Source organism: Mesorhizobium sp. WSM4830 (assembly GCF_055811495.1).
On the sequence record NZ_JBVVQI010000047.1, the window covers coordinates 1 to 21,510 of the forward strand.

Sequence of the window (21,510 nt, forward strand, 5' to 3'; positions counted from 1 at the left end):
ACGTCAGCCAGGTTAAATCCGGCTTGTGCAATTTCCGTGCCTGATCCGCCTGACGTGTAATGCAGAGTGGTCATCCATAATCCCTCTTTTGATTCGATAGCGCCCCGCGGATGTCTGCCTACTAGAAGGTGTATATTAGCGCCAAATCACATACCGGCACGCGCTGATAGAATGATTGATCGGCGGCAGGATTGTCGCATTGCGGCGAAAACTATACGACCGAACGGTCGACACTATGCGGGTAAAACAAAGTTAATTTCAGATATGGCGCGTGTTGTTTCGAGATAGTCTTAGATTTTATTTCTTCGATGTTCTATTTTTGGTAACAATACAAAAAACATTATACTTATCACTAAAAATAGAATTGAATGTTACTAAATATTAGTTTGCGTCAATTGCGTCACGTCAATTGCGTCAATTGCGTCAATTGCGTCAATTGCGTCAATTGTCAATGGAGAGGCGTTGTATATGCTGGTATATCTAAAGAGTAGCGACAAATCCGAAGTTTTTTTTTATTGTTAAGTCTCAAACCAATATGGAAAAATGCCAAGCTGCGGCAGAAAAACTGCTTTTATACATAAGATGAATTTTAGTTCCGGTCAATTTAGCCGACATTAAGCTAAAGATGTCAGCCGGATTGCGCTCTCTGCCGGCGAGACCAATTTGTTGTGGACAGACGCCGCAGGTGCCAGTCCGCGACCAACGTGTCTGCACTCAGAATGCGGCACGGAAAGTACGCATCGCGCCAATCGATCCCGTCGAGCATGTAGGCGAGCTGCGCCGGTGATATGGAAACCGTGCCATCCGCCGGCGACGGCCATAGGAACCGGCCCTTCTCGAGCCGTTTTGCACACAGCGACATGCCGAGCCCATCATGCCAGATAATCTTGATCAGATTGCCGCTGCGGCCGCGGAAGACATAAATATCGCCGGCATGCGGGTCCCGGCCCAGCGTCTCCTGAACCTGCAGAGCGAGGCCTTGCATCCCGCGACGCATATCGGTCCGGCCGACCGCCAACCAGATCCGCACCTGGCTCGGGACCGGGATCATGAAACGCCCAGCGCCTTCACCATCGCCGCCGCCAGTGTTGGCGGCGTGGTCAGCGGAATCCGCAGCCGTACCTTGCCGGCGACCTCCAGCTCGATCACCGCTGGGGATGCCGCCGGCACCGAAACGGCGACAGGCTCATCGGGAGCCACGACAACCTCGGCAAAGCCCGTCTCGCGGACTCTCACCGTGCGGCGCCACTTGTAGATCAGGCTGGTCGCGACATCGTACTGACGCGCCACCGCCGCCACCGTGGCCCCGGGCGCGAATGCCGCGGCCAGTATCCGGCACTGATCCGCTTCACTCCAACGGCGCCGCCGCTCCGGCCCGGTCAATAACGTCACATGGCTCATGCTGTGCTGCTAACTTCGCTCGTAAGGACGACCTTAAGAGCGCAGCCTCGCTACCGTGCCATCTTCTCGCAAGGGGGCCTTCGCCGGAGGCGTGCCACGGAAACTGAAGTGTGGTTCAATCAGAATCCGAGGGACGACGTGTCAAGCGCCTGTCGAAAGAGACGAGCGCGTGACGGTCGTCGAGCAACTCCGGCCCGATGAAGACGGGTAGGCCTTTCTCTCAAGCCGCTCGTCGAACAAGCGAATTTGCACAGCTGATGGCTGCCAGCGCGCACCAGATGCCGACACAATCAGCTGCCCAATCAAATTTATCGAGATCTCGCCCTATTAAGGTCGTACCCTGAAGGATTTCAATCGCAGCACCAACCAGAGCGAGGAAGACCATCAAACTCACTTTGCGTTCCGGCCAACCCAGGCTGCCAACAAGCATCAGCGCCGCGAAAGCGACACTGTGATTAAGCTTGTCATAGTGGAAGCCTATACCGAAGCCGAGCTGGTTGACACGGAAAACTGGCAGAAGTGCAAGCACGAGAACGGCAACCAGCGTAACGAAAAAGGCTGATCTTTCGGCAATGGAGTGTAATCTCATTCTGCTCCTATGATGTTTTTTGCGGGCCGGGCGTTGCCACCCAAGGCTCCTCCGAGATCGACACCGGCTCCCGCATGGCGCGAGGCGAGGCTACCGCTTCTCCGTCACGATCGCATCTGATTTGTCCAAATCAACTGAACTACATATTGAGCCGCCCCATTCGTCAATAAAAACTTGCGATAGTCTAACGGGGTCTATCTTTCCCGCGTAAATTGTCGTGCCGCTATGGACTGGAGGACCCCAATGGACACGTGCATTAGGAGTAAGTAGGAGCGGACCGAGTTGCCCTTGGCTGGGGCGCCAGGATTCGAACCTGGGAATGTCGGTACCAAAAACCGATGCCTTACCACTTGGCGACGCCCCATCAGCCGGGAAGGTGTACCCAGCGCGCGGGCTTATAAGACGAGCTGAGGGAAAGCTCAACGGCGAAGATACCAAAGCGATCCAGATTGTCACTGTGCGCCGCCGGAACATGAAGGGGGACTCTCCGGGACACCGCCTAAAGACGCGGCCTGGCACTTCGCTAAAGGGTGAAATGGTCGGCCCGCAATCGGTGAATACTGCGACAAGCCGACGTCGTGGAAGACCTTCACGCTGCCCGGCGTTCCGCACGTCGTGGCATAATCGAGCTTTCCGCTTGGCCCTGCCCCTTTGTTCTCGTCATGGGCGTTAGCAAGCGTCCGAGAAACCGCTCATTTCGGCAGGGCTTTCGCTTAATCGATTGTAGAGGGCGGCCGGCTTGGTCGATGCCTTGCCTTTCGCATTGCACCATCATATCGCTCGATTTGCCAGTATTCCATCTCCTGCAAACCGGAGACCAAGCATGACCAAATGGGTCTACACCTTTGGCGACGGCGCCGCGGAAGGCCGTGCCGGCGACCGCAATCTGCTCGGCGGCAAGGGCGCCAACCTTGCCGAAATGTGCAGCCTGGGCCTGCCGGTGCCGCCGGGCTTCACCATCACCACCGAAGTCTGCAACGCCTATTACGCCAACGGCCACACCTATCCGGCCTCGCTGGAGGCGGACGTTGCGGTCGCCCTCGACCATATCGGCCGGCTGACCGGGCGCCGTTTCGGCGATCCGTCGAAACTCCTTTTGGTGTCGGTGCGCTCCGGTGCCCGCGCTTCCATGCCCGGCATGATGGACACCGTGCTCAATCTCGGCCTGAACGACGAGACGGTCGAAGCCTTGGCCGCCGATTCAGGCGATCCGCGCTTTGCCTATGACAGCTATCGCCGTTTCATCCAGATGTATTCCGATGTCGTCATGGGCCTCGACCATGAGGTGTTCGAGGAGATCCTCGAAGACCAGAAGGGCGGCCTCGGCCGCGATCTCGACACCGAGCTGACCGCCGTCGAATGGCAAGGCGTGATCGCGCTCTACAAGGCCAAGGTCGAGGAGGAGCTTTGTAAACCGTTTCCGCAGGATCCGCACTCGCAGCTCTGGGGCGCCATCGGCGCGGTGTTTTCCAGCTGGATGAACAACCGCGCAATCACCTATCGGCGCTTGCACGACATTCCCGAAAGCTGGGGCACGGCAGTCAATGTCCAGGCCATGGTCTTCGGCAATATGGGCGACACCTCGGCCACCGGCGTTGCCTTCACCCGCAATCCGTCGACCGGCGAAAAGCAGCTTTATGGCGAGTTCCTGGTCAACGCCCAGGGCGAGGATGTCGTTGCCGGCATCCGTACGCCGCAGAACATCACCGAGGCGGCGCGCATTGCCGCCGGCTCCGACAAGCCGTCGCTGCAGAAGCTGATGCCTGACGCCTTCCAGGCTTTCGTCAGCATCTCAGATCGCCTGGAAAAGCACTACCGCGATATGCAGGATCTCGAATTCACCATCGAGCGCGGCAAATTGTGGATGCTGCAGACCAGGTCCGGCAAACGCACAGCCAAGGCGGCACTGAAGATTGCCGTCGATATGGCCAGGGATGGACTGATTTCGAAGGAGGAGGCCGTCGCCCGCATTGATCCGGCCTCGCTCGACCAGTTGCTGCACCCGACGATTGATCCGAAGGCGGCGCGCGACGTCATCGGCGTCGGCCTGCCGGCATCGCCAGGCGCTGCCACCGGCGAGATCGTCTTTTCCTCTAATGACGCCGAGGAAGCCAAGAAACAAGGCCGCAAGGCGATCCTGGTGCGCATCGAAACCAGCCCCGAAGACATACATGGCATGCATGCGGCCGAAGGCATCCTGACCACGCGCGGCGGCATGACCAGCCACGCCGCCGTTGTGGCGCGCGGCATGGGCAAGCCTTGCGTATCAGGAGCCGGCTCGCTGCGCGTCGACTACAAAGCCGGCACGCTGATGGCGATGGGAGCGACGTTCCGGAAAGGCGACATCATCACAATCGATGGCGCCAACGGCCAGGTGCTGAAGGGCGCCGTGCCGATGCTGCAGCCCGAACTCTCGGGCGATTTCGCCGCCATCATGGAGTGGGCCGACGGCGCCCGCCGTATGAAGGTGCGCACCAACGCCGAGACACCACTCGATGCACGCATGGCGCGCTCCTTCGGCGCCGAAGGCATCGGCCTTTGCCGCACCGAGCACATGTTCTTCGACGGCGATCGCATCGTTGCCATGCGCGAGATGATCCTGGCCGACACGGAAAAGGACCGGCGAACGGCGCTGGCCAAGCTGTTGCCGATGCAGCGCTCGGATTTCCTTGAACTGTTCGAGATCATGGCCGGGCTGCCGGTGACGATCCGCCTGCTCGATCCGCCGCTGCACGAATTCCTGCCCAAGACCGAAGAAGAGGTGGCCGAGGTCGCCGCTGCCATGAACGTGTCGCCGGACAAGCTCAGGCGGCGTACCGAAGCGCTGCACGAGTTCAATCCGATGCTCGGCCATCGCGGCTGCCGGCTTGCCGTCTCCTATCCCGAAATCGCGGAGATGCAGGCGCGCGCGATATTCGAGGCGGCCGTCGAGGCCGGCCGGAAGGCCGGCGCGCTGGTGGTGCCTGAAATCATGGTGCCGCTGGTCGGGCTGGTGAAAGAGCTCGACTTCGTCAAGGCGCGCATCGATTCGGTCGCCAAAAGCGTGATGGAGGAGACCGGTGTCAGAATCGCTTATCTGACCGGCACGATGATCGAACTACCGCGCGCCGCGATCCGCGCCCACGTTATCGCGGAGGCGGCCGAATTCTTCTCCTTCGGCACCAACGATCTGACCCAGACCACGTTCGGTATCTCGCGCGACGACGCGGCCTCGTTTCTCGAGACCTACCGGCAAAAAGGCATCATCGAGCAGGATCCGTTCGTGTCCCTCGACATAGAGGGTGTCGGCGAGCTGGTGCGGATGGCGGCCGAGAAGGGTAGGGCGACGCGGCCCGACATCAAGCTCGGCATTTGCGGCGAGCATGGCGGCGATCCAGCCTCGATCCATTTCTGCGAGAAGGTTGGCCTCGACTACGTCTCGTGCTCACCCTACCGGGTGCCAATCGCCAGGCTGGCTGCTGCGCAGGCGGCAGTGCAGGCTGCGAAAGTCAGAGCGTTTAGATGATTTTGACCCGCCATGTGAAATGGCCTCGGGATGGTGCACATGTCTGATGATGAACAAACCGCTGCGGCGCGCTGGTCGGTGACGTCCGAACTCCGCGCCGTCGGCCGCGACAAGCCGCTGCTCACGGTGCTGGCGGCGATCCTCTGCCTCTATTGTGCGTTTATCGCCGGACCGATCGTCTATGCCGTGCTGGCCATCAACGGCATTGCGGATTTCTTCAAATGAAGCCGGTTCCGGCGATTTCGCGCCGGCCCGGCACCTGCGTTTACCGGCCCCGGAATTGCTCGACCTGGATGAAATTGCTTAGCCGGGATGAAACCGTTCCCGTCTATCGTTCGTACCTTGGGGGGTACGGGGAGGACACGTGACAATAAGAATCAGGCTTCCAGGCGGGACTTTGAAGATCAAGAAAAGGGTCGAGCTGCGGCGTCGCGAGCAGAAGCGCGAGGTGCCGGTTTGGCAGGTAGGCAATTACTTCGTCATCTGGTGGCCGAGCGGGATGTCCGATCGTCCATCCTCGCCCAACAAGTCCTCGCCCAGGAAATAGCCCCCGCACCCAACGATCCCGGCTGGGCATGACGTTTCCGTGCAGGATCAGGAACCGCCGTGCGTGCCAAAACTTCCGAGACCGCTCGACAAATCCCAGAAAAAGTCGGCGGGCGGGCGTTGACTCTTCCGCGCCGGAAGGTCTTTGATGCTGCATTGCACAATTTGGGGCGGCGGAAGCGATGGCAGTGCGTATCAGAATGCCGGGCGGCACCCTGAAGTTGAAGGTGTACCGCGAATTGCGCGACCGCGAGCGCACCCGCCGCATTCCCGTCGTCAAGATCGGCCGGCTTTATTTTACCTGGTGGTCGAACCGCCAGCGCCTGGTTGACGACCAGTCGCCAGGGTAACGCATCAATTTTTCGGTTGGCATGCGCCTGGGAAAGCCCGCGCCTGCCTCGCAGGCCAGCTCGCAAAATAAGTTGATGATGCCGCTGTTGACTCTTCCGTAACGGAAGGTCTCTACTTACCGCATTGCACGAAAATTGCTGCGTTGCACAACGGGAGTTGGACCGATGGCGGTGCGTATCAGGTTGCCTGGCGGCACTCTGAAGATGAAGACCTATCGTGAGTTGCGAGCCCGGGAACGCGACCGCCGCGTGCCTGTGATGAAGATGGGCTCGCTGTATTTTGTCTGGTGGTCGAAATCCCAAAGCCAGGAAAAGCCACAGGGCAACTCTCGGTAAGCGAGTGAGTCGTGCAGCATGAACTCTGCGGGGGCACGCGAGGGAATTGAGGCGCTGCTTCCGGTGGCAATAGTCTGTCGTGAAGACGGGTCTGATCCATCTCGTGTATGCGTATCCAACGAAGTGTGCCATTGCGGATGCAAACAAAGCTTGCGGCTCGCTGCTGGAGGTCGACGGGTTTGTTGGCGCACTGCGTGAGCTCTTTCAGGCCGATTAAGGCAATGGAGCACGCACTGTAACTTCGCTCCGTGAGGTCGGTCTTGGATCGCCGCCTCGACTTAATCTGGTCGATGGCCGGCGCGAGCGGCGCTGCAGGCCATAAAGAACGGCCGCAGATAAGAGTTTCAGTCCGCCACCATATTACCTTACCGATTTGTAACCGAATTCACGCGAACGTGCGTGTATCGGCTCCAAATCCCGACATCGTTTCTGCCCAGTTTCCGGCCCTCGAACCCGCCCCGGTGCCAGAAACAAATGTTGCAGAACCCGCCCACGCACGTCCGCTCGATTCTCATCCTCCAGACGAAATTCATCGGCGATCTTGTCCTCGCTTCCGCGCTCGCCAGAAACCTGCGCCTCCAATATCCAAAGGCCAGGATCGTGTTCCTTTGCGAGGTGAACTTTGCCAGTTTCCTGTTGGCTCATGGCATCGCGTCGGACGTGGTGGCGTTCCGACGCGTACGGATGCGTGGCACCCCTGTGCAGCGTGGTCGCGAGCTTTACGCGATGGTGCGCGCTCTGCGCCGGTTCCGGTTTGACCTAACCATCGACCTGGCCGATTCCAAAACCTCACGCATCATCGTCAGGCTCGTCAACGCCAAGACCCGCGTCGGGTATGATCCTCCCGAAAAACCGTTGCGCTGGCTGGAACGCCAGCCCGCCAACGTCCCGGCCAAACGGTTTGGCTTTGGTGGCCAGCATTATCTCTACCGCTATCTTTCGCCGCTTGAGGCGCTCGGCGTGGAGTTGCGTGCGCCGGTCCCAAAGATTGAGCCGCTGCCGCTGGAGACCGCCAAGGCATTGGCGCTTCTCGACCGGCATCATCTTCGGCGTAACGCCTTCATAGCCGTTCATACGGGAGCGAGCTTCAGGGGGCGGCAATGGCAGCCGGAACGTTTTGCGCTGGCGATCGACGAGATTTCGCGGCAGACCGGGTTGGACTTCCTCCTTGTCGGTGGCTCCGATGAACGGGTATCTGCCGAGCGCATCGTCGCCAAGGCCGCTTCGCCGGTCGTCAACCTGGTCGGGGCGCTGTCGCTGGCAACGCTGCTGGCGGTCCTCGGCCAGGCACGCCTGTTTCTGGGAAACGAGAGTGGCCCGATGCACATGGCCGCCGCCGCCGGAACGCCGATTGTCGGCCTGTTCGGCCTGACCGACCCGGCCGTCTGGGGCCCTGTCGGCGTGGCCAGTGTCACGCCGCGGCCCTCCATGCCTTGCGAGTGCATAGCCAGGGACCTGTGCCGCCGTCCCGATCCGAGCAAGGCTTGTTGCGTCTGGCGACTTGAGGTCAAAGCGGTGGTCGACGCGGTGCTCGCGATCCTTTCACGTAAGGTTAAGGACGTGGAGCACGCATTGTGACCTCGCGCTTGCCAAAGGCCGGGCCGGCGGTCAAATTGCCGCTGCCGACGCTTTTGCAGGGGCATCGTCCCGATTTCCGCCTTGATGGCGGTCTTGGGGTCGCCGCTTCAATTTTGATCCGGCCGACTTGGAAATAATCGATGCGCCCGTTCCAAAAGTTTTTTTGCGCCATTGCGATATCGCTGTGGGCTGTTTCTCCTGGCAACGCCCAGTTGCTCGTCGCACCGACGCTGCACATCAAGGCCGAGGCGGGTGGCGGCCGTGTCGCGCTGACGCTCGATGCGTGCGGCGGAAGGACCGACACACGGATTCTCTCGGCGCTGGTGGAAAACAAGATTCCTGCCACCATTTTCGTCACCGGCATCTGGCTGAAGCACAACGCCGCCGCCGTCGAGATCATGCGGGCGCATCCCGAACTGTTTGAATTGGAAAACCATGGAGGCCGCCATGTCCCGGCCGTCGACACGCCGCAAAAGATCTACGGCATTCGCAGTGCCGGCAGCCCGGAGGCCGTGCTGGCCGAGGTCGAATCGGGTGCCGCCGCTCTTGCCGTGACCGGCGAACCGGCGCCGAAATGGTTTCGCGGCGCAACCGCCGAATACAGCCCGTCGGCAATCGCGATGATACGCAAGCTTGGTTTCAAGATCGCCGGATTCTCGATCAACGGCGATGGCGGCTCATTGCTCGGCGCAAAAGAGACCGCCCGGCGCATTGCCGCGGCAAAGGACGGCGACGTCATCATCGCTCACATCAACCAGCCGACCCATGCGGCCGGCGAAGGCGTGGTGCAGGGCCTTCTGGCACTGAAGGCCAAGGGCCTCATCTTCGTGCGTCTCGACGATGCCGACGGCGTGGGCGATGAAGGCACCACCGACTGATCAGTCGGAGGTGGCCTCGATGGTCACCTTGTTCGGATAGAACGCACCGTGGTCGCGGATATCGGCCATCTCGTCGAACGGCCGCTCATAGGCCCACATCACATCCTTGCCTGCATCGCCGGCGGGCAGCACGCTCCAATAGCTGGCATCGCCCTTATAGGGGCAATGGGTCGAGTGTTCGGTCTTGCCAAGCTGTTTGAAGTCGATGTCGCCGAACGGAATGTAGAAAACCGGGGGGTAGGGCGCTTCGGTCAGCACCTTGACCTTGCTGGACGAAGCGATGACGACATCGCCGGCGCGCACCGTCACTGTGCCCTTGTAAGGTTCGATGGTGATGATCTTGCCCGGATTGCGTTGAAAGCCGGGTGCCGGGTTTGCGGTCTGGTCCATGTCGGATCTCCTTGCCTCAACCTCAAGATGTGTCTGGCCCAAGATGTGCCTGGCAAGCACGTTGCGCAAGACTGCCGCCCACCGGCGGGCGTCGCCCGTGGGCGGCAGTCTTGCGCTTTCCTCCGGTATCCAGCCTAAAATCAGGCGGCGGCCTGGAATGCGTCCATCAACCCGGCATAGGCGGCGGCAATGCCGGCCACTGGATTGGTGCTTTTTGAAGTGGTCTCGACCTTCAGCGCACCACCGCTGGTCGGCAAGGTGAGCAGCAGGAACTGGCGGTTGCCGCCGTCGCCGACGCAAGCGGCAGCGACGTGCTGGCTTTCGCCCTCGTTCTCGACGCACATCTTGAACAAGAGCGTGCCTCCGACCGCCTCGAGGGCGCCACCGACGACCTCGACGAATTCATCTTCGGAAACGGCTTTGGCGTCAGGCACCAGATCGGCCTGCGCGACATCGGCCGCCACCAGATCGGCCAGACTTTCGGCAAGCGTATTTTCGAGGGCTTTGTCGTCGAGCTGCGCGTCCATGCGAACCTCTTTCATTCGCCAATCGCGCCCCGCCCGTTAATCAACGTTAACGCCGAGCATGGCCGGATTGTGGCGAATTCGGCCTCATTTGGCTCGACGCACCGCTCCAGCCCGGTCCTGACTGGACAATCCGCCGGTTCGCTCCACAATGGCGAAAAAAATAACGGGAGGAACAAGATGCTCGGGCTGATGCAGGAATGGCCGCTGCTTTGCCATAAACTGATCGACAACGCCGAGAGGCAGCACGGCAGCCGCGAGATCGTGTCGCGTTCGATCGAAGGGCCGATCGTGCGCAGCACATATGCCGAAATCCATGATCGTGCCCTCAAGGTCGCCGAGCGGCTCGAGCGTGACGGTTTCGGGCTTGGCGACCGCATCGCGACCCTGGCCTGGAACACCGCGCGCCACATCGAGGCCTGGTACGGCATCATGGGTGTCGGCGCCATCTATCACACGCTGAACCCGCGGCTCTTTCCAGAGCAGATCACCTGGATCATGAACAATGCCGGAGACAAGGCGATCTTCGTCGACCTGACCTTCCTGCCGCTGCTCGAAAAGATCGCCGGCGCGGTCAAGTCGCTGAAGCAGGTTATCGTGCTGACCGACAACGCGCACATGCCGGAGACTGCGCTGCCCAATGTTGTTGCCTATGAAGAATGGCTTGCTGAAGCCGACGGCAACTTCGCCTGGAAGACATTCGATGAAAACACCGCCGCCGGTATGTGCTACACCTCGGGCACGACAGGCGACCCGAAAGGCGTCCTCTACAGCCATCGTTCGAACGTGCTGCACGCCATGATCGCCGCGATGCCCGACGCCATGGGCATGTCGTCGCGCGATACCATACTGCCGGTCGTGCCGATGTTTCACGCCAATGCCTGGGGCCTTGGCCAGAGCGCGCCGATGGTCGGCGCCAAGCTAGTCATGCCCGGCTGCAAGATGGATGGCGCTTCGCTCTACGAACTGCTCGACACCGAGCAGGTGACCTTCAGCGCCGCTGTGCCGACGGTGTGGATGATGCTCCTCCAGCATCTGGAAGAGACCGGCAAGAAACTGCCCTATCTGCAGAAAGTCGTCATCGGCGGCTCGTCCTGTCCACGCGCGCTCACGACGAAGTTCCAGGACAGTTACGATGTCCAGGTCGTCCACGCCTGGGGCATGACCGAGATGTCGCCGCTCGGCACGCTGTGCACCCTGAAGCCGGATTACGCCGGGCTGAAGGGCGAGGCCCGCCTCGGTGTCCAGCAGAAACAAGGCTTTACACCGTTCGGCATCGAAATGAAGGTGACGGACGACGCCGGCAACGAACTGCCATGGGACGGCAAGACTTTCGGCCGGCTCAAGGTCCGCGGGCCGGCTGTCGCGCGCGCCTATTATGGCGGCATCGGATCCGAACAGTTCGATGAAGACGGCTGGTTCGATACCGGTGACGTCGCGCACATCGATCCCGGCGGCTACATGCAGATCACCGACCGCGCCAAGGACGTGATCAAGTCGGGCGGCGAATGGATCTCGACCATCGAGCTCGAGAACCTGGCGGTCGGCCATCCCGATGTGGCGGAGGCCGCCGCCATCGGCATTCCGCATTCGAAATGGGGCGAGCGGCCTTTGCTGGTGGTCGTGCGCAAGCCGGGCAGGGAGCCGACCAAGACGGATATTCTCGCTTTCATGGAAGGCAAGGTGGCGAAGTGGTGGATGCCGGACGACGTCGCTTTTGTCGGCGAAATCCCACACACCGCTGCCGGCAAGATCCAGAAGATTACCCTGCGCCAGCAGTTCCGGGATTATCGCCTGCCGGCGGATTGACCGGAGATGCGGCGTCTTTGCGCCTTCAAGCCGCCGCTGAAAGGCACTATGCCTTTGTTCGGGTTGGGGCAGCGCGGAAAACAATGACGGGAATTCCCGAGCGACAAACGTCGAGGGCAGCCGGTTGGTCGCGGCGCGCCGGCGCGTTTTCGGCAGTCCTGCTGCTGACCGCTCTCATCGGCCATCGCTATGACCTCGTCGAGACCCAAGCTTTCCTATGGGTGATTGGCATTGTCGCCTTGCTGGCCGCATTTGCGCTTTTGTTTGCCGGGTTTGCCTTCGCGCGATTGTGGAAATTCGGTGATCGTGGCGGCCAAGACCTGACCGCCGGCGCCTTGCTGGCGCTACTGGTGCTCATCCCTTACGCTGTCGCGGCCTATTGGGCGGCGACCTATCCGCCGCTGCGCGACATCTCGACGGATTTCGACGACCCGCCGGCGCTCGATATTTCTACCCGGACAAAGGACATGAACGAGCTTTTGCCCCCGACACCCGGCGAGCAGCGCTTGCAAATCGAAGCTTATCCGCTCGTTACCGGACGCAGCTACACCTTGCCTTTCGATCGCGTTCTGGAGGCGGTCAAAATCGTGCTCGATCGGCGCGGCTGGCAGCTCACGGCGCCGTTTCCAGAGGCAGCAGGGGAAAGCGACGTGACGGTCGATGCGCTGGCCAAGAGCTTGCTGCTTGGCCTTCCCGCCGATGTCGCCATCCGCGTGAGCGACGACGGCGATGCGGTCATCGTCGATATGCGCTCGGCTTCGCGTTACGGTCGCCACGACCTTGGCGACAATGCAGCGCGCATCACCGATTTCCTTGCCGAACTCGACCAGGAAGTCGCCGGCCAGGTGGGCGTGGCTCCGGCGGAATGATATCGGAAGGGTACTACTTTGCCGGCGAATAGATGCCGTCGATAGCCGGCGCGCCATCGGTATGGACCAGCCCGCGCGCCACCAGGTCTTCCAGGTGGGCAAGCACCGACAGGCCGGCCGCGCCATGCAGGCGCGGGTCGGTGTCTCGATAGATCGCCTCCACCATGTCCGTGATTGTCCGGTCGCCGCTGTTGATCCGCTCCAGAATTGCTCGCTCGCGCATTTTGCGATGCGTTTTCAATCCGCGCATGAAGCTGCGCGGCTCGGTCACCGGCCCGCCATGACCGGGCAGCAGCAGCCGGTCGTCACGTTCGATTAGCCGGTCGAGCGATGTCATGTAGTCGGCCATCGCGCCATCCGGCGGCGCGACGATCGTGGTTGCCCACGCCATGACGTGATCGGCCGAGAAAAGGATGCCGGTCCCCTCCAGCGCGAAGGCCGCGTGATTGGCGGTATGGCCGGGCGTCAGTACCGTTCGGATCGTCCAGCCGTCGCCGTCGATCACCATATCGTCCGGCAGCGCGATATCAGGAACAAAGTCGGTGTCGGCGCTGGCATCGAGTGGACTGACCTCGCCGGTGCGTAACGGCCTGGCCGGGCGATGCCGGCCCTCCGCCAGAACCACCGCACCCGTATGCTGCTTCAACCGCGCCGCCAGCGGCGAATGGTCGCGATGCGTGTGGCTGATGAAGATATGGCTGACCGGCCTAGTCCCGATCGCTTCGAGCAGGGTTCGAAGATGTGCCTCGTCATCCGGTCCGGGATCGATCACCGCCAGCGTCTCGCGCCCGACGATATAGCTGTTGGTTCCGTGAAAGGTGAACGGGCTTGGGTTCGTGGCGGTGACGCGTTGAATACCAGGGCCAATGGCTACGCCCTGGCCGTAGGCCGGATCGAAGCGTGTATCGAATTTCAGCGCCATGCGAACGTCGCGACCTTTTTTGGGGCGAGGGCAAAACCGATTGCCGCATAGCACGGAAGCCAATATAGGAAAACGCAAGGCCGCGTTCGGCGGCAATCCGGAACGGGGAAGACCATGGCAACTGCAACGACGATGCGTCCGCTCATTTCTCTCGCTTTGCCTGAAAACGGCACGGCCCGGCTGGCAGGACAGCTTTTGCTGGCGATCGCCGGAACGCTGCTGCTGATCTTGTCTGCCAAGACCAAGGTCATGCTCGGACCGGTCGATATCTCGATGCAGACGCTCGCCGTCTTCTTGATCGCCGCCTCCTTCGGCATGCGCCTTGGCGTCGCCACGCTGCTTCTCTACATGGCTGAGGGCGCGTTGGGCCTTCCGGTCTTCCAGAGCACGCCCGAAAAGGGCATCGGTATCGCTTACATGCTCGGTTCGACCGGCGGTTATCTAGCCGGCTTCGTCGTGATGGCGGCGATCGTCGGCTGGGCTGCCGACCGTGGCTGGGATCGCCATCCTATCAAGCTCTTCAATGCCATGCTGGTGGCCGAGATCGTCATGATGGCAATGGGCTTTGCCTGGCTGTCGCTGTTGATCGGCCCGCAAAAGTCCTGGCAGTTCGGGGTGGTGCCCTTTATCGTCGGTGATCTGATCAAGGTTGCGCTGGCCGCGAGCCTGGTGCCGGCTGTCTGGTCGCTGTTGAAGCGTTCGTGAAGCCGGTCGAGCGGAACTGAAGTCAGGACGGAACTGCACGTTGCATCGCTGTCACCATGTTGTTGGCTAAACCCCATGACTCGGCGAGCCCGTCACACTAGCTTCAAGTCGACGGACTAAGTACCAGAACCAACGGGCGATTCGTCACGACCACCGTAACCAAGCACCTACGTATGGAAATAAGTTGCTCGACATAGCATCTCAGCCAGCTGAAAAAGAAAGCGGCTCGATGATTATTTAGGCACAGCTAAATTTCTGGACAATGTGTAGGAAATTCTTAACCCAACCGCCTTGACTCTAGTGGCTTGGTTGCTTGCTGGTATCCACACACTGTCGTAACCGTTGACCTGAGATTATGACGCCGACTGCCGAAGGAAGACACGTGAGTAGCGAGGAAAAAACAACGAGCAACACGACCATCCTGTCGCCTGAGCCGACCGCCGCGCCGGCAACGCGCTGGTACGCGGCCAGCGTCTTTCCCGGGAAGGAGCATGTCGCCGAGCGGCATCTCCGGATCCAGGGATTCCAGCCCTTTGTGCCGCGCTGCGAGAAAACCGTGCGTCATGCCCGGCGGCTTGAAACACGAGTTGCGGCTTATTTCCCCGGCTATATGTTCATAGCCCTTGACGTCGCGTTGCAACGTTGGCGCTCGATCAACGGAACCTTCGGTGTGCGCTCCCTCGTTATGCAAGGGGACCGGCCTTTGCCTGTCCCTTCCGGTCTGGTAGAGCGCTTCATTGCGTTGACCGGCGGGCACGGCCTGCTCGACTTCAGCGGCGGCCTCGCAGCCGGTGCTTCGGTCCGGATTCTTTCGGGCCCTTTCGCGGAAATGATCGGTCGCCTTGACCGGCTCGATCCAGCCGGAAGGGCTCGGGTTCTGGTTGCCATCATGAATGGCGAGATCCCTGTCGATCTGGATGCCAGGGATCTCGTCGCAATCGCATAAATCGCAAGCATCGAAGTGCGGCGAGGCGATGCAAAATTGTTGTAGGATCGGCTCTCGGGTTTTCACCCGGGAGTGCGGTAGCCGTTCTTCAGTTGGACTAGGCGCTGTCTGGCGAGATCGTCTCGTCGGCGCTGATTGAGAGTACGCGACATGCGAATAACAATGATTGGTGCTGGCTATGTAGGGCTCGTCTCCGGCGCCTGCTTCGCCGACTTTGGCCATCAGGTCTGCTGCGTCGACCGGGATGCGGAAAAGCTTGCCATGCTTAAACTCGGCAAGATACCGATCTATGAGCCAGGGCTCGACGACCTCGTCACCACGAACACCGCGCAAGGCCGCCTGCGTTTCGATGACAATCTGGCCGATGCGGTTTCGCAATCGGATGTTGTCTTCATCGCTGTCGGCACGCCCTCACGGCGTGGCGATGGGCACGCCGATCTGTCCTTCGTCTACGATGCGGCCGCCGAAGTTGGCCGCGCGCTCAAAGGATTTACGGTCGTGGTGACGAAATCGACCGTCCCCGTCGGTACAGGTGACGAGGTGGAACGGATCATCCGCGAGCAAAATCCCGCTGCCGATTTTGCGGTGGTCTCCAATCCCGAGTTTCTTCGCGAAGGATCGGCCATCGAGGACTTCAAGCGGCCCGACCGCATCATTGTCGGAACCGATGCAGAACGGGCCAAAGCCGTCATGGGCGAGATCTACCGTCCCCTCTCGTTGAATGTCGCACCAATATTCTATACGAGCCGCCGTACGGCGGAGCTTACCAAATATGCCGGCAACGCGTTTCTGGCCATGAAGATCACTTTCATCAACGAAATTGCCGATCTCTGCGAACGGTTGGGAGCCGATGTGCAGGACGTCGCGCGCGGCATCGGCATGGATAATCGCATCGGCCCAAAGTTTCTTCATGCTGGGCCGGGCTATGGCGGCTCCTGTTTCCCGAAAGACACGCTGGCGTTGGTCAAGACCGCGCAGGACGCGGCAAGCCCCGTGCGGCTTATTGAGACGACCGTCTCGATAAACGACCAGCGCAAGCGGGCGATGGCGCGCAAGGTGGTTGAGGCCTGTGGCGGTTCTGTGCGCGGCAAGACCATTGGTATCCTTGGCCTTACATTCAAGCCGAACACCGACGACATGCGCGACGCACCCTCATTGGCCATCATTCAGGCACTCCAGGATGCAGGCGCTTCGATCAAGGCCTATGATCCGGTCGGCATGGAGCAGGCACGCAAGATGATAGAGGGGATTGAATTCGGGGAAAGTGCCTACGCAGTGGCCGATGGCGCGCATGCGATCGTCATCGTCACCGAATGGAATGCGTTTCGGTCACTGGATCTGAAGCGGCTCCGTGCACTCATGGCGACACCGGTCATGGTTGACCTACGAAACGTCTACCGCGGCGAGGACGTCGTGAGGGAAGGGATAACATATTCCAGCGTTGGCCGAGAGCAGCATCTTCTCAGGTGAACGTCCAGGTTTCCATAGGGGTCGGGTTCCGGGATTCAATGTGAGCACCACCACTGTCCAATTGCCCAATCGAAGGCATCTGCTGCTCCGGATGCGCTTTCAGCTGCTTGGCGGACTGACATTCGCTATCTTGCTGCCTGCGCTGATCCGCATGTCCTTTGATCAACAGGTTATACTGTATTCAAACTTACAGGTTACGATCCTCGCGGCATTCGTCGCTCATACGACAGGCTACTTTCTCTACAAACGCATCGGCAATTTCCCAGGTGTCGCGGCGGCTGGTTACATCTTGCCAACTTTCGCCCTGACCTATGGCCTTGTGTTCGTCACTATCTTCTTCTTCAGATTTGACTACAGCCGATTCCAGGCCGCTGCGAGCTTCATCCAGTCAACATTGTGGTACTTTGGCCTGAGCCTGGCCACGCGACGGCTCGATGCATACCGGCTGGCGATAATTCCTGGAGGAGATGTCGACAGGCTGGAGACAATACCCGGTGTGAGCTGGCATAGGATCCATTCTCCCGATACGGTTGTCGAATACGCGAGCGGCGTCGTGGCCGATCTTAGGGCCGATCTTTCAGATGAATGGGAGCGGTATATTGCAGACCGTGCGCTGTCGGGAACACCTGTCTATCACGTCAAGCAAATCAGCGAATCGCTCACAGGCCGGGTGGAGATCGAGCATCTCTCTGAAAACACTTTAGGCTCTTTGAATCCAAACCACGCTTACCTGAAAATAAAACAGTCGGTAGACTGGGCTGCTGCGTTGTTTGTGCTTGTTGTTTTCTCGCCATTGCTGTTGTTTGTGGCGATCGCCGTAAAGATCGATTCGCGTGGACCTGCACTATTTAGACAAAAGCGAATGGGCTACGGAGGGCATCCCTACGAGGTCTACAAGTTTCGAACGATGAAGCTCAGCGACGCGGCTGTCGACGAGAAGGAAGCGGCCATCACGAAGGCCGGCGACACACGCATCACCCGTTTGGGGCAGTTCCTAAGAAAATCCCGGATCGACGAGTTGCCGCAGGCCTTCAACATCCTGCGCGGCGAAATGAGCTGGATAGGACCGCGGCCGGAAGCACTCGTACTCTCGAAATGGTATGAGGCGGAGCTGCCGTTCTATCGCTACCGGCACATCGTGCGGCCTGGCATTACCGGATGGGCACAAGTCAATCAAGGCCACGTTGCGGCCGTGGACGATGTTCTGGAAAAGCTTCACTACGACTTCTACTACATCAAGAATTTCTCCCCTTGGCTCGACGTGCTGATTGTGTTTCGTACCGTCCGAACCATGCTGACAGGATTTGGCGCGCGTTGAGCGGGCCGCGAAGACAATTTAGCCGATATGCTGATCAGTGTTGAGAATATCGCCTTGTCGACCTCGGAGAAGTACAATGACTAGGAAAACCGCGCTCATCACGGGCATCACCGGCCAGGACGGCGCCTATCTGGCGGAACTTCTCTTGGCAAAGGGCTATGATGTCCACGGCATCAAGCGGCGGTCGTCATCGTTTAATACGGGTCGTATCGATAGCCTCTATCAAGATCCGCATGAAAAGGACGTGAGACTGTCGCTGCACTATGGCGACATGACCGACGCCACCAACCTCATCCGCATCGTCCAGGAGGTTCAACCCGACGAAATCTACAATCTTGCCGCACAATCGCATGTCCAGGTGAGCTTCGAGACCGCGGAATATACCGCAAATGCCGACGCGATTGGTACATTGCGGCTGCTCGAAGCCATTCGGCTGCTCGGCCTGACAAAAAAGACGCGTTTCTATCAGGCATCGACGTCAGAGCTCTACGGCAAGGTGCACGAGATTCCACAGCGGGAGACGACGCCCTTTTATCCCCGCTCGCCCTACGCGGCTGCCAAGATCTACGCCTACTGGATCACAGTGAACTACCGCGAAGCTTACGATATCCATGCCTCAAACGGCATCCTGTTCAACCACGAGAGCCCGATGCGCGGCGAGACATTCGTCACCCGCAAGATCACGCGTGCGGCGGCTGCGATCACCCTCGGCCTTCAGGACAAACTCTACCTCGGCAATCTATCGGCTGAACGCGATTGGGGCCATGCCCGCGATTACGTCGAGGGCATGTGGCGAATTCTTCAGCATGAAGTGCCCGACGACTATGTCCTTGCAACTGGGGTGAAGAATTCAGTTCGTCGCTTTGTTGAGCTTGCGTTCAACGAAGTCGGCACCGAAATCCAGTGGGTTGGTTCCGGAGTCGAAGAAAAAGGTATCGACGCAAAATCCGGCGCTGTTCTGGTCGAGGTGGATCCGCGCTATTTCAGGCCGACTGAAGTTGAACTTCTAATCGGCGACGCCTCGAAAGCGGAGCGTGTTCTGGGGTGGAAGGCGACAACATCGCTCGCTACGATGGTCCGGGAAATGGTCCAGGCCGACCTCGAAACGGTACGACGGGAATCCGAACATCGGCGCCTGGACGAGGATCGCATTCGTGTTGCGGCACAGTGAGCAGCATTAGGCTAGGGTCGGCATGAAAATTTCTGTCTTGACCGTCTGTTGGAATTCGGCGGCGACGATTAGGCATACGATCGACAGCTTTCTGGCCCAGGGTCATGACGACAAGGAACTGGTGGTCATCGACGGCAATTCGTCGGACGACACCCTGGCAATTGTCCGGTCTTACCAACAGGAGCAGATCCGGGTGATCAGCGAACCAGATAGCGGCATGTATGACGCGCTGAACAAGGGGCTGCGCCTCTATACCGGGGACGCGGTGGGCGTGCTGAATTCAGACGATTGCTTTCACGATCGTACAGCACTAGGACGGATTTCCGCAGGGCTCGAACATGCTGACATCGTGCATGGCGACCTCGATTTTGTCGATGACCATCTGAGCAAGCGGATCGTGCGTCGTTGGCGGGCCGCGGCACGCCCCGCAAAGGGTTTTCGCACCGGATGGATGCCGGCCCACCCAACGTTCTATGTCACGAGGAAGGTAGCTGACGTGGTCGGCGCATTCGATCTTAGCCTCAAAGTGGCATCGGATTATGACTGGATGTTGAGAGCTGTTGAGCTTCACGGATTCCAGACCGCAGCGACCGGCCACGTGTTGGTGGACATGATGGTTGGCGGAGCTAGCACGCGAAGTCTGGCCTCGCACATCAGCCACAACTTGGAAGCACTCCGGGCACGCCGTCGCTGGCTCGGATCGGGTCCGGTTGACTATGCACTTGTCGCAAAGCCTGCGCGCAAGCTGAAGCAGCTGGTAACGCCATTGAGAGGAAATTGATGAATTGAAACTAGCGTCGCAAGTATAAATGAGTATCCCCGGTTAGATGATAGCGACTTATATTTCGGTTCTAATATTTACTCTGTGCAACGCGGTTCCTTTCGTCGTTGAGCGCAGCAAGCAGATATTCCAACCAATTAAGCTATATGCATGTGTTCAGGTCCTTATTATGGTGCCTGCCATGGTAATCGTCTCCAAATATCCGGAATACATCCAGCCAAACGTATTCTCTGTCGTAGCGTCAGATTTTCAGGCAAGCTTAACTTGGACCATATTTTGCTACGCGCTGATGAATTTGACAATCTACACCGCATACTACTCAACGGTGGGAAACTTCAATTCCCTGGAAAGGCTTCGGCGTCCGAGGGTGCAACTTAGCGAATTCGAGAGCATCGGTTCGATCATTTTCTTTCTTGCCCTCGGCACCTTAGCTTTCTATGCCAAGATCAAGGCTTCGGGCGGGCTCGAGTTCCTTATGAGCAACGTCTCCCGGCGCGTAGAATTGCAATCTGGTTTGGGTCCCCTGAACTTCATAATCTCAAGTTCTTATTTGCTGGCTAACCTTGCTGCCACTCGGAGAGTTGCCACCAAGGGGGACGTGATCAGCGGTCTCTTTCTTTTTTTCGCGTTCATAACGGGAGCTGCCACCTCGAGCATTTTTGGAGGAAGAAAGGATACCCTCCAGCTGCTGCTAACAATAATAATGGTTGCGTCGCTGTCTAATCCAAAATTTATGCGATTCAGCATGAAGAATGTTCTCGCCCTTTTCATCTTATACGCCTCAGTCATCTTGTATTATTTTTCCGTACTTATTTATCGAGACGCCAATTCGCTGGATGGCCTGACAGAAAGCTTTCAAAATTTGGTGTCGATGACGTTAGACTCTTACAGTTCTCTAATTATTTCGTTAAGTTACATAGACACTTACTTGTTTGCGACGAATTTTTTTAAATGGGATAACTTCTATCTTGGAAGAACCTTTATTGATCTTACCACTGCTTTTTTGCCCAGCTCTCTATATGAAAATAAGCCGCCTGTTGACGACGGTCTATACATAAGAGCAGCCACTTTGGGATATCTCTTAGAGCCGGGTACGCCGGCCAGTGAGATTGTTCATAATTCGTGGCCGGGGGAGACACTCGGAACCGGTTACATGAACGCCGGACTGGCAGGCGTGCTGATCTCAGGCTGGTTCGTCGGCTATCTGCTGGCTAAGGGCTATGCCTATTCCATGAAGAACCCGGACTCGGTAATCGGGATTGTGGTTGTATGCAATTTGTTCCTCAATTTCGAGATGTCAAATCTTCGTATCGTGAACCTGATCTCTTCGGTCGTTGGGGTGATTCTTGTACTGCTCCTGTACAAAGCCGCCAAGCGAGTGTTGCCCTTTATTTAGCCGTGGCGGTCGCCACCGTGGCGCCC

General features: G+C 59.0%; 21 protein-coding genes and 1 tRNA gene. 15 read left to right on the forward strand and 7 right to left on the reverse strand.

The window, feature by feature from the left end; translation table 11 throughout:
• Nucleotides 1-628: 628 nt before the first annotated feature.
• The 4 genes from tnpB to AC0L2Y_RS32095 form a co-directional block, all read right to left on the reverse strand.
• Nucleotides 629-1,051, reverse strand: coding sequence for an IS66 family insertion sequence element accessory protein TnpB (tnpB, locus tag AC0L2Y_RS32080; protein ID WP_473561977.1), 423 nt, complete (start codon nucleotides 1,049-1,051; stop codon nucleotides 629-631).
• Nucleotides 1,048-1,401, reverse strand: coding sequence for an IS66-like element accessory protein TnpA (gene tnpA / locus AC0L2Y_RS32085; RefSeq protein ID WP_473561979.1), 354 nt, complete (start codon nucleotides 1,399-1,401; stop codon nucleotides 1,048-1,050). Before tnpA ends, tnpB begins: the two co-directional genes overlap by 4 nt.
• Before the next feature lie 220 nt (nucleotides 1,402-1,621).
• Entirely contained in the window at nucleotides 1,622-1,990 is a 369-nt protein-coding gene (locus tag AC0L2Y_RS32090) for a VanZ family protein (protein WP_473561980.1), read from the reverse strand.
• A gap of 289 nt (nucleotides 1,991-2,279) precedes the next feature.
• Nucleotides 2,280-2,354: transfer RNA gene (locus tag AC0L2Y_RS32095), tRNA-Gln, on the reverse strand.
• A 459-nt stretch (nucleotides 2,355-2,813) separates the two neighbouring features.
• Between AC0L2Y_RS32095 and ppdK the strand changes: the two genes are divergently transcribed.
• The 6 genes from ppdK to AC0L2Y_RS32125 all read left to right on the forward strand — a co-directional run bounded on the left by ppdK (nucleotide 2,814) and on the right by AC0L2Y_RS32125 (nucleotide 9,183).
• Nucleotides 2,814-5,495, forward strand: a complete 2,682-nt coding sequence (gene ppdK / locus AC0L2Y_RS32100; RefSeq protein WP_473561982.1) for a pyruvate, phosphate dikinase — start codon at nucleotides 2,814-2,816, stop codon at nucleotides 5,493-5,495.
• 39 nt (nucleotides 5,496-5,534) lie between these two features.
• Nucleotides 5,535-5,720, forward strand: a complete 186-nt coding sequence (locus tag AC0L2Y_RS32105; RefSeq protein ID WP_473561984.1) for a hypothetical protein — start codon at nucleotides 5,535-5,537, stop codon at nucleotides 5,718-5,720.
• 503 nt (nucleotides 5,721-6,223) lie between these two features.
• A complete protein-coding gene (locus AC0L2Y_RS32110) occupies nucleotides 6,224-6,391 on the forward strand; it encodes a hypothetical protein (protein ID WP_473561986.1) in 168 nt (55 codons plus the stop codon).
• 165 nt (nucleotides 6,392-6,556) lie between these two features.
• On the forward strand, nucleotides 6,557-6,727 hold the full coding sequence (locus AC0L2Y_RS32115; RefSeq protein ID WP_473561988.1) for a hypothetical protein: 171 nt from the start codon (nucleotides 6,557-6,559) through the stop codon (nucleotides 6,725-6,727).
• 474 nt (nucleotides 6,728-7,201) lie between these two features.
• Complete coding sequence (locus AC0L2Y_RS32120; RefSeq protein WP_473561990.1) at nucleotides 7,202-8,305, forward strand: glycosyltransferase family 9 protein; 1,104 nt, start codon at nucleotides 7,202-7,204, stop codon at nucleotides 8,303-8,305.
• 140 nt (nucleotides 8,306-8,445) lie between these two features.
• Nucleotides 8,446-9,183 carry a polysaccharide deacetylase family protein gene (locus tag AC0L2Y_RS32125; protein ID WP_473561992.1) on the forward strand — a complete coding sequence of 246 codons (738 nt, stop codon included), beginning with the start codon at nucleotides 8,446-8,448 and terminating at the stop codon, nucleotides 9,181-9,183.
• Here AC0L2Y_RS32125 and AC0L2Y_RS32130 read toward each other — a convergent pair whose 3' ends face one another.
• Together AC0L2Y_RS32130 and AC0L2Y_RS32135 are read right to left on the reverse strand one after the other, a co-directional pair.
• Complete coding sequence (locus AC0L2Y_RS32130) at nucleotides 9,184-9,573, reverse strand: DUF427 domain-containing protein (RefSeq protein WP_473561993.1); 390 nt, start codon at nucleotides 9,571-9,573, stop codon at nucleotides 9,184-9,186.
• 140 nt (nucleotides 9,574-9,713) lie between these two features.
• Nucleotides 9,714-10,100 carry a hypothetical protein gene (locus tag AC0L2Y_RS32135; protein ID WP_352570751.1) on the reverse strand — a complete coding sequence of 129 codons (387 nt, stop codon included), beginning with the start codon at nucleotides 10,098-10,100 and terminating at the stop codon, nucleotides 9,714-9,716.
• A gap of 177 nt (nucleotides 10,101-10,277) precedes the next feature.
• Here AC0L2Y_RS32135 and AC0L2Y_RS32140 point away from each other — a divergent pair, with 177 nt between their 5' ends.
• Nucleotides 10,278-11,906: a fatty-acid--CoA ligase gene (locus AC0L2Y_RS32140; RefSeq protein WP_473561995.1), complete on the forward strand. Its 1,629-nt coding sequence runs from the start codon at nucleotides 10,278-10,280 to the stop codon at nucleotides 11,904-11,906.
• 83 nt (nucleotides 11,907-11,989) lie between these two features.
• Nucleotides 11,990-12,775: a DUF1499 domain-containing protein gene (locus AC0L2Y_RS32145; RefSeq protein ID WP_473561996.1), complete on the forward strand. Its 786-nt coding sequence runs from the start codon at nucleotides 11,990-11,992 to the stop codon at nucleotides 12,773-12,775.
• A gap of 13 nt (nucleotides 12,776-12,788) precedes the next feature.
• Here AC0L2Y_RS32145 and AC0L2Y_RS32150 read toward each other — a convergent pair whose 3' ends face one another.
• Nucleotides 12,789-13,697: an MBL fold metallo-hydrolase gene (locus AC0L2Y_RS32150; protein WP_473561998.1), complete on the reverse strand. Its 909-nt coding sequence runs from the start codon at nucleotides 13,695-13,697 to the stop codon at nucleotides 12,789-12,791.
• A gap of 114 nt (nucleotides 13,698-13,811) precedes the next feature.
• Between AC0L2Y_RS32150 and AC0L2Y_RS32155 the strand changes: the two genes are divergently transcribed.
• From AC0L2Y_RS32155 to AC0L2Y_RS32185, 7 genes are all read left to right on the forward strand, one after another.
• Nucleotides 13,812-14,402 (forward strand): biotin transporter BioY, encoded by a 591-nt coding sequence (locus tag AC0L2Y_RS32155; protein WP_473562000.1) that lies wholly within the window; start codon nucleotides 13,812-13,814, stop codon nucleotides 14,400-14,402.
• Nucleotides 14,403-14,757: 355 nt separating this feature from the next.
• Nucleotides 14,758-15,348: a transcription termination/antitermination protein NusG gene (gene nusG / locus AC0L2Y_RS32160; protein ID WP_473562002.1), complete on the forward strand. Its 591-nt coding sequence runs from the start codon at nucleotides 14,758-14,760 to the stop codon at nucleotides 15,346-15,348.
• A gap of 150 nt (nucleotides 15,349-15,498) precedes the next feature.
• Nucleotides 15,499-16,818 (forward strand): UDP-glucose dehydrogenase family protein, encoded by a 1,320-nt coding sequence (locus AC0L2Y_RS32165; protein ID WP_473562004.1) that lies wholly within the window; start codon nucleotides 15,499-15,501, stop codon nucleotides 16,816-16,818.
• 40 nt (nucleotides 16,819-16,858) lie between these two features.
• Nucleotides 16,859-18,136, forward strand: a complete 1,278-nt coding sequence (locus AC0L2Y_RS32170; protein ID WP_473562006.1) for a sugar transferase — start codon at nucleotides 16,859-16,861, stop codon at nucleotides 18,134-18,136.
• 76 nt (nucleotides 18,137-18,212) lie between these two features.
• A complete protein-coding gene (gene gmd / locus AC0L2Y_RS32175) occupies nucleotides 18,213-19,307 on the forward strand; it encodes a GDP-mannose 4,6-dehydratase (RefSeq protein WP_473562008.1) in 1,095 nt (364 codons plus the stop codon).
• A 22-nt stretch (nucleotides 19,308-19,329) separates the two neighbouring features.
• Nucleotides 19,330-20,088, forward strand: a complete 759-nt coding sequence (locus tag AC0L2Y_RS32180; RefSeq protein ID WP_473562010.1) for a glycosyltransferase family 2 protein — start codon at nucleotides 19,330-19,332, stop codon at nucleotides 20,086-20,088.
• Between the two features lie 181 nt (nucleotides 20,089-20,269).
• Complete coding sequence (locus tag AC0L2Y_RS32185; RefSeq protein WP_473562012.1) at nucleotides 20,270-21,484, forward strand: hypothetical protein; 1,215 nt, start codon at nucleotides 20,270-20,272, stop codon at nucleotides 21,482-21,484.
• Nucleotides 21,485-21,510: the final 26 nt, after the last annotated feature.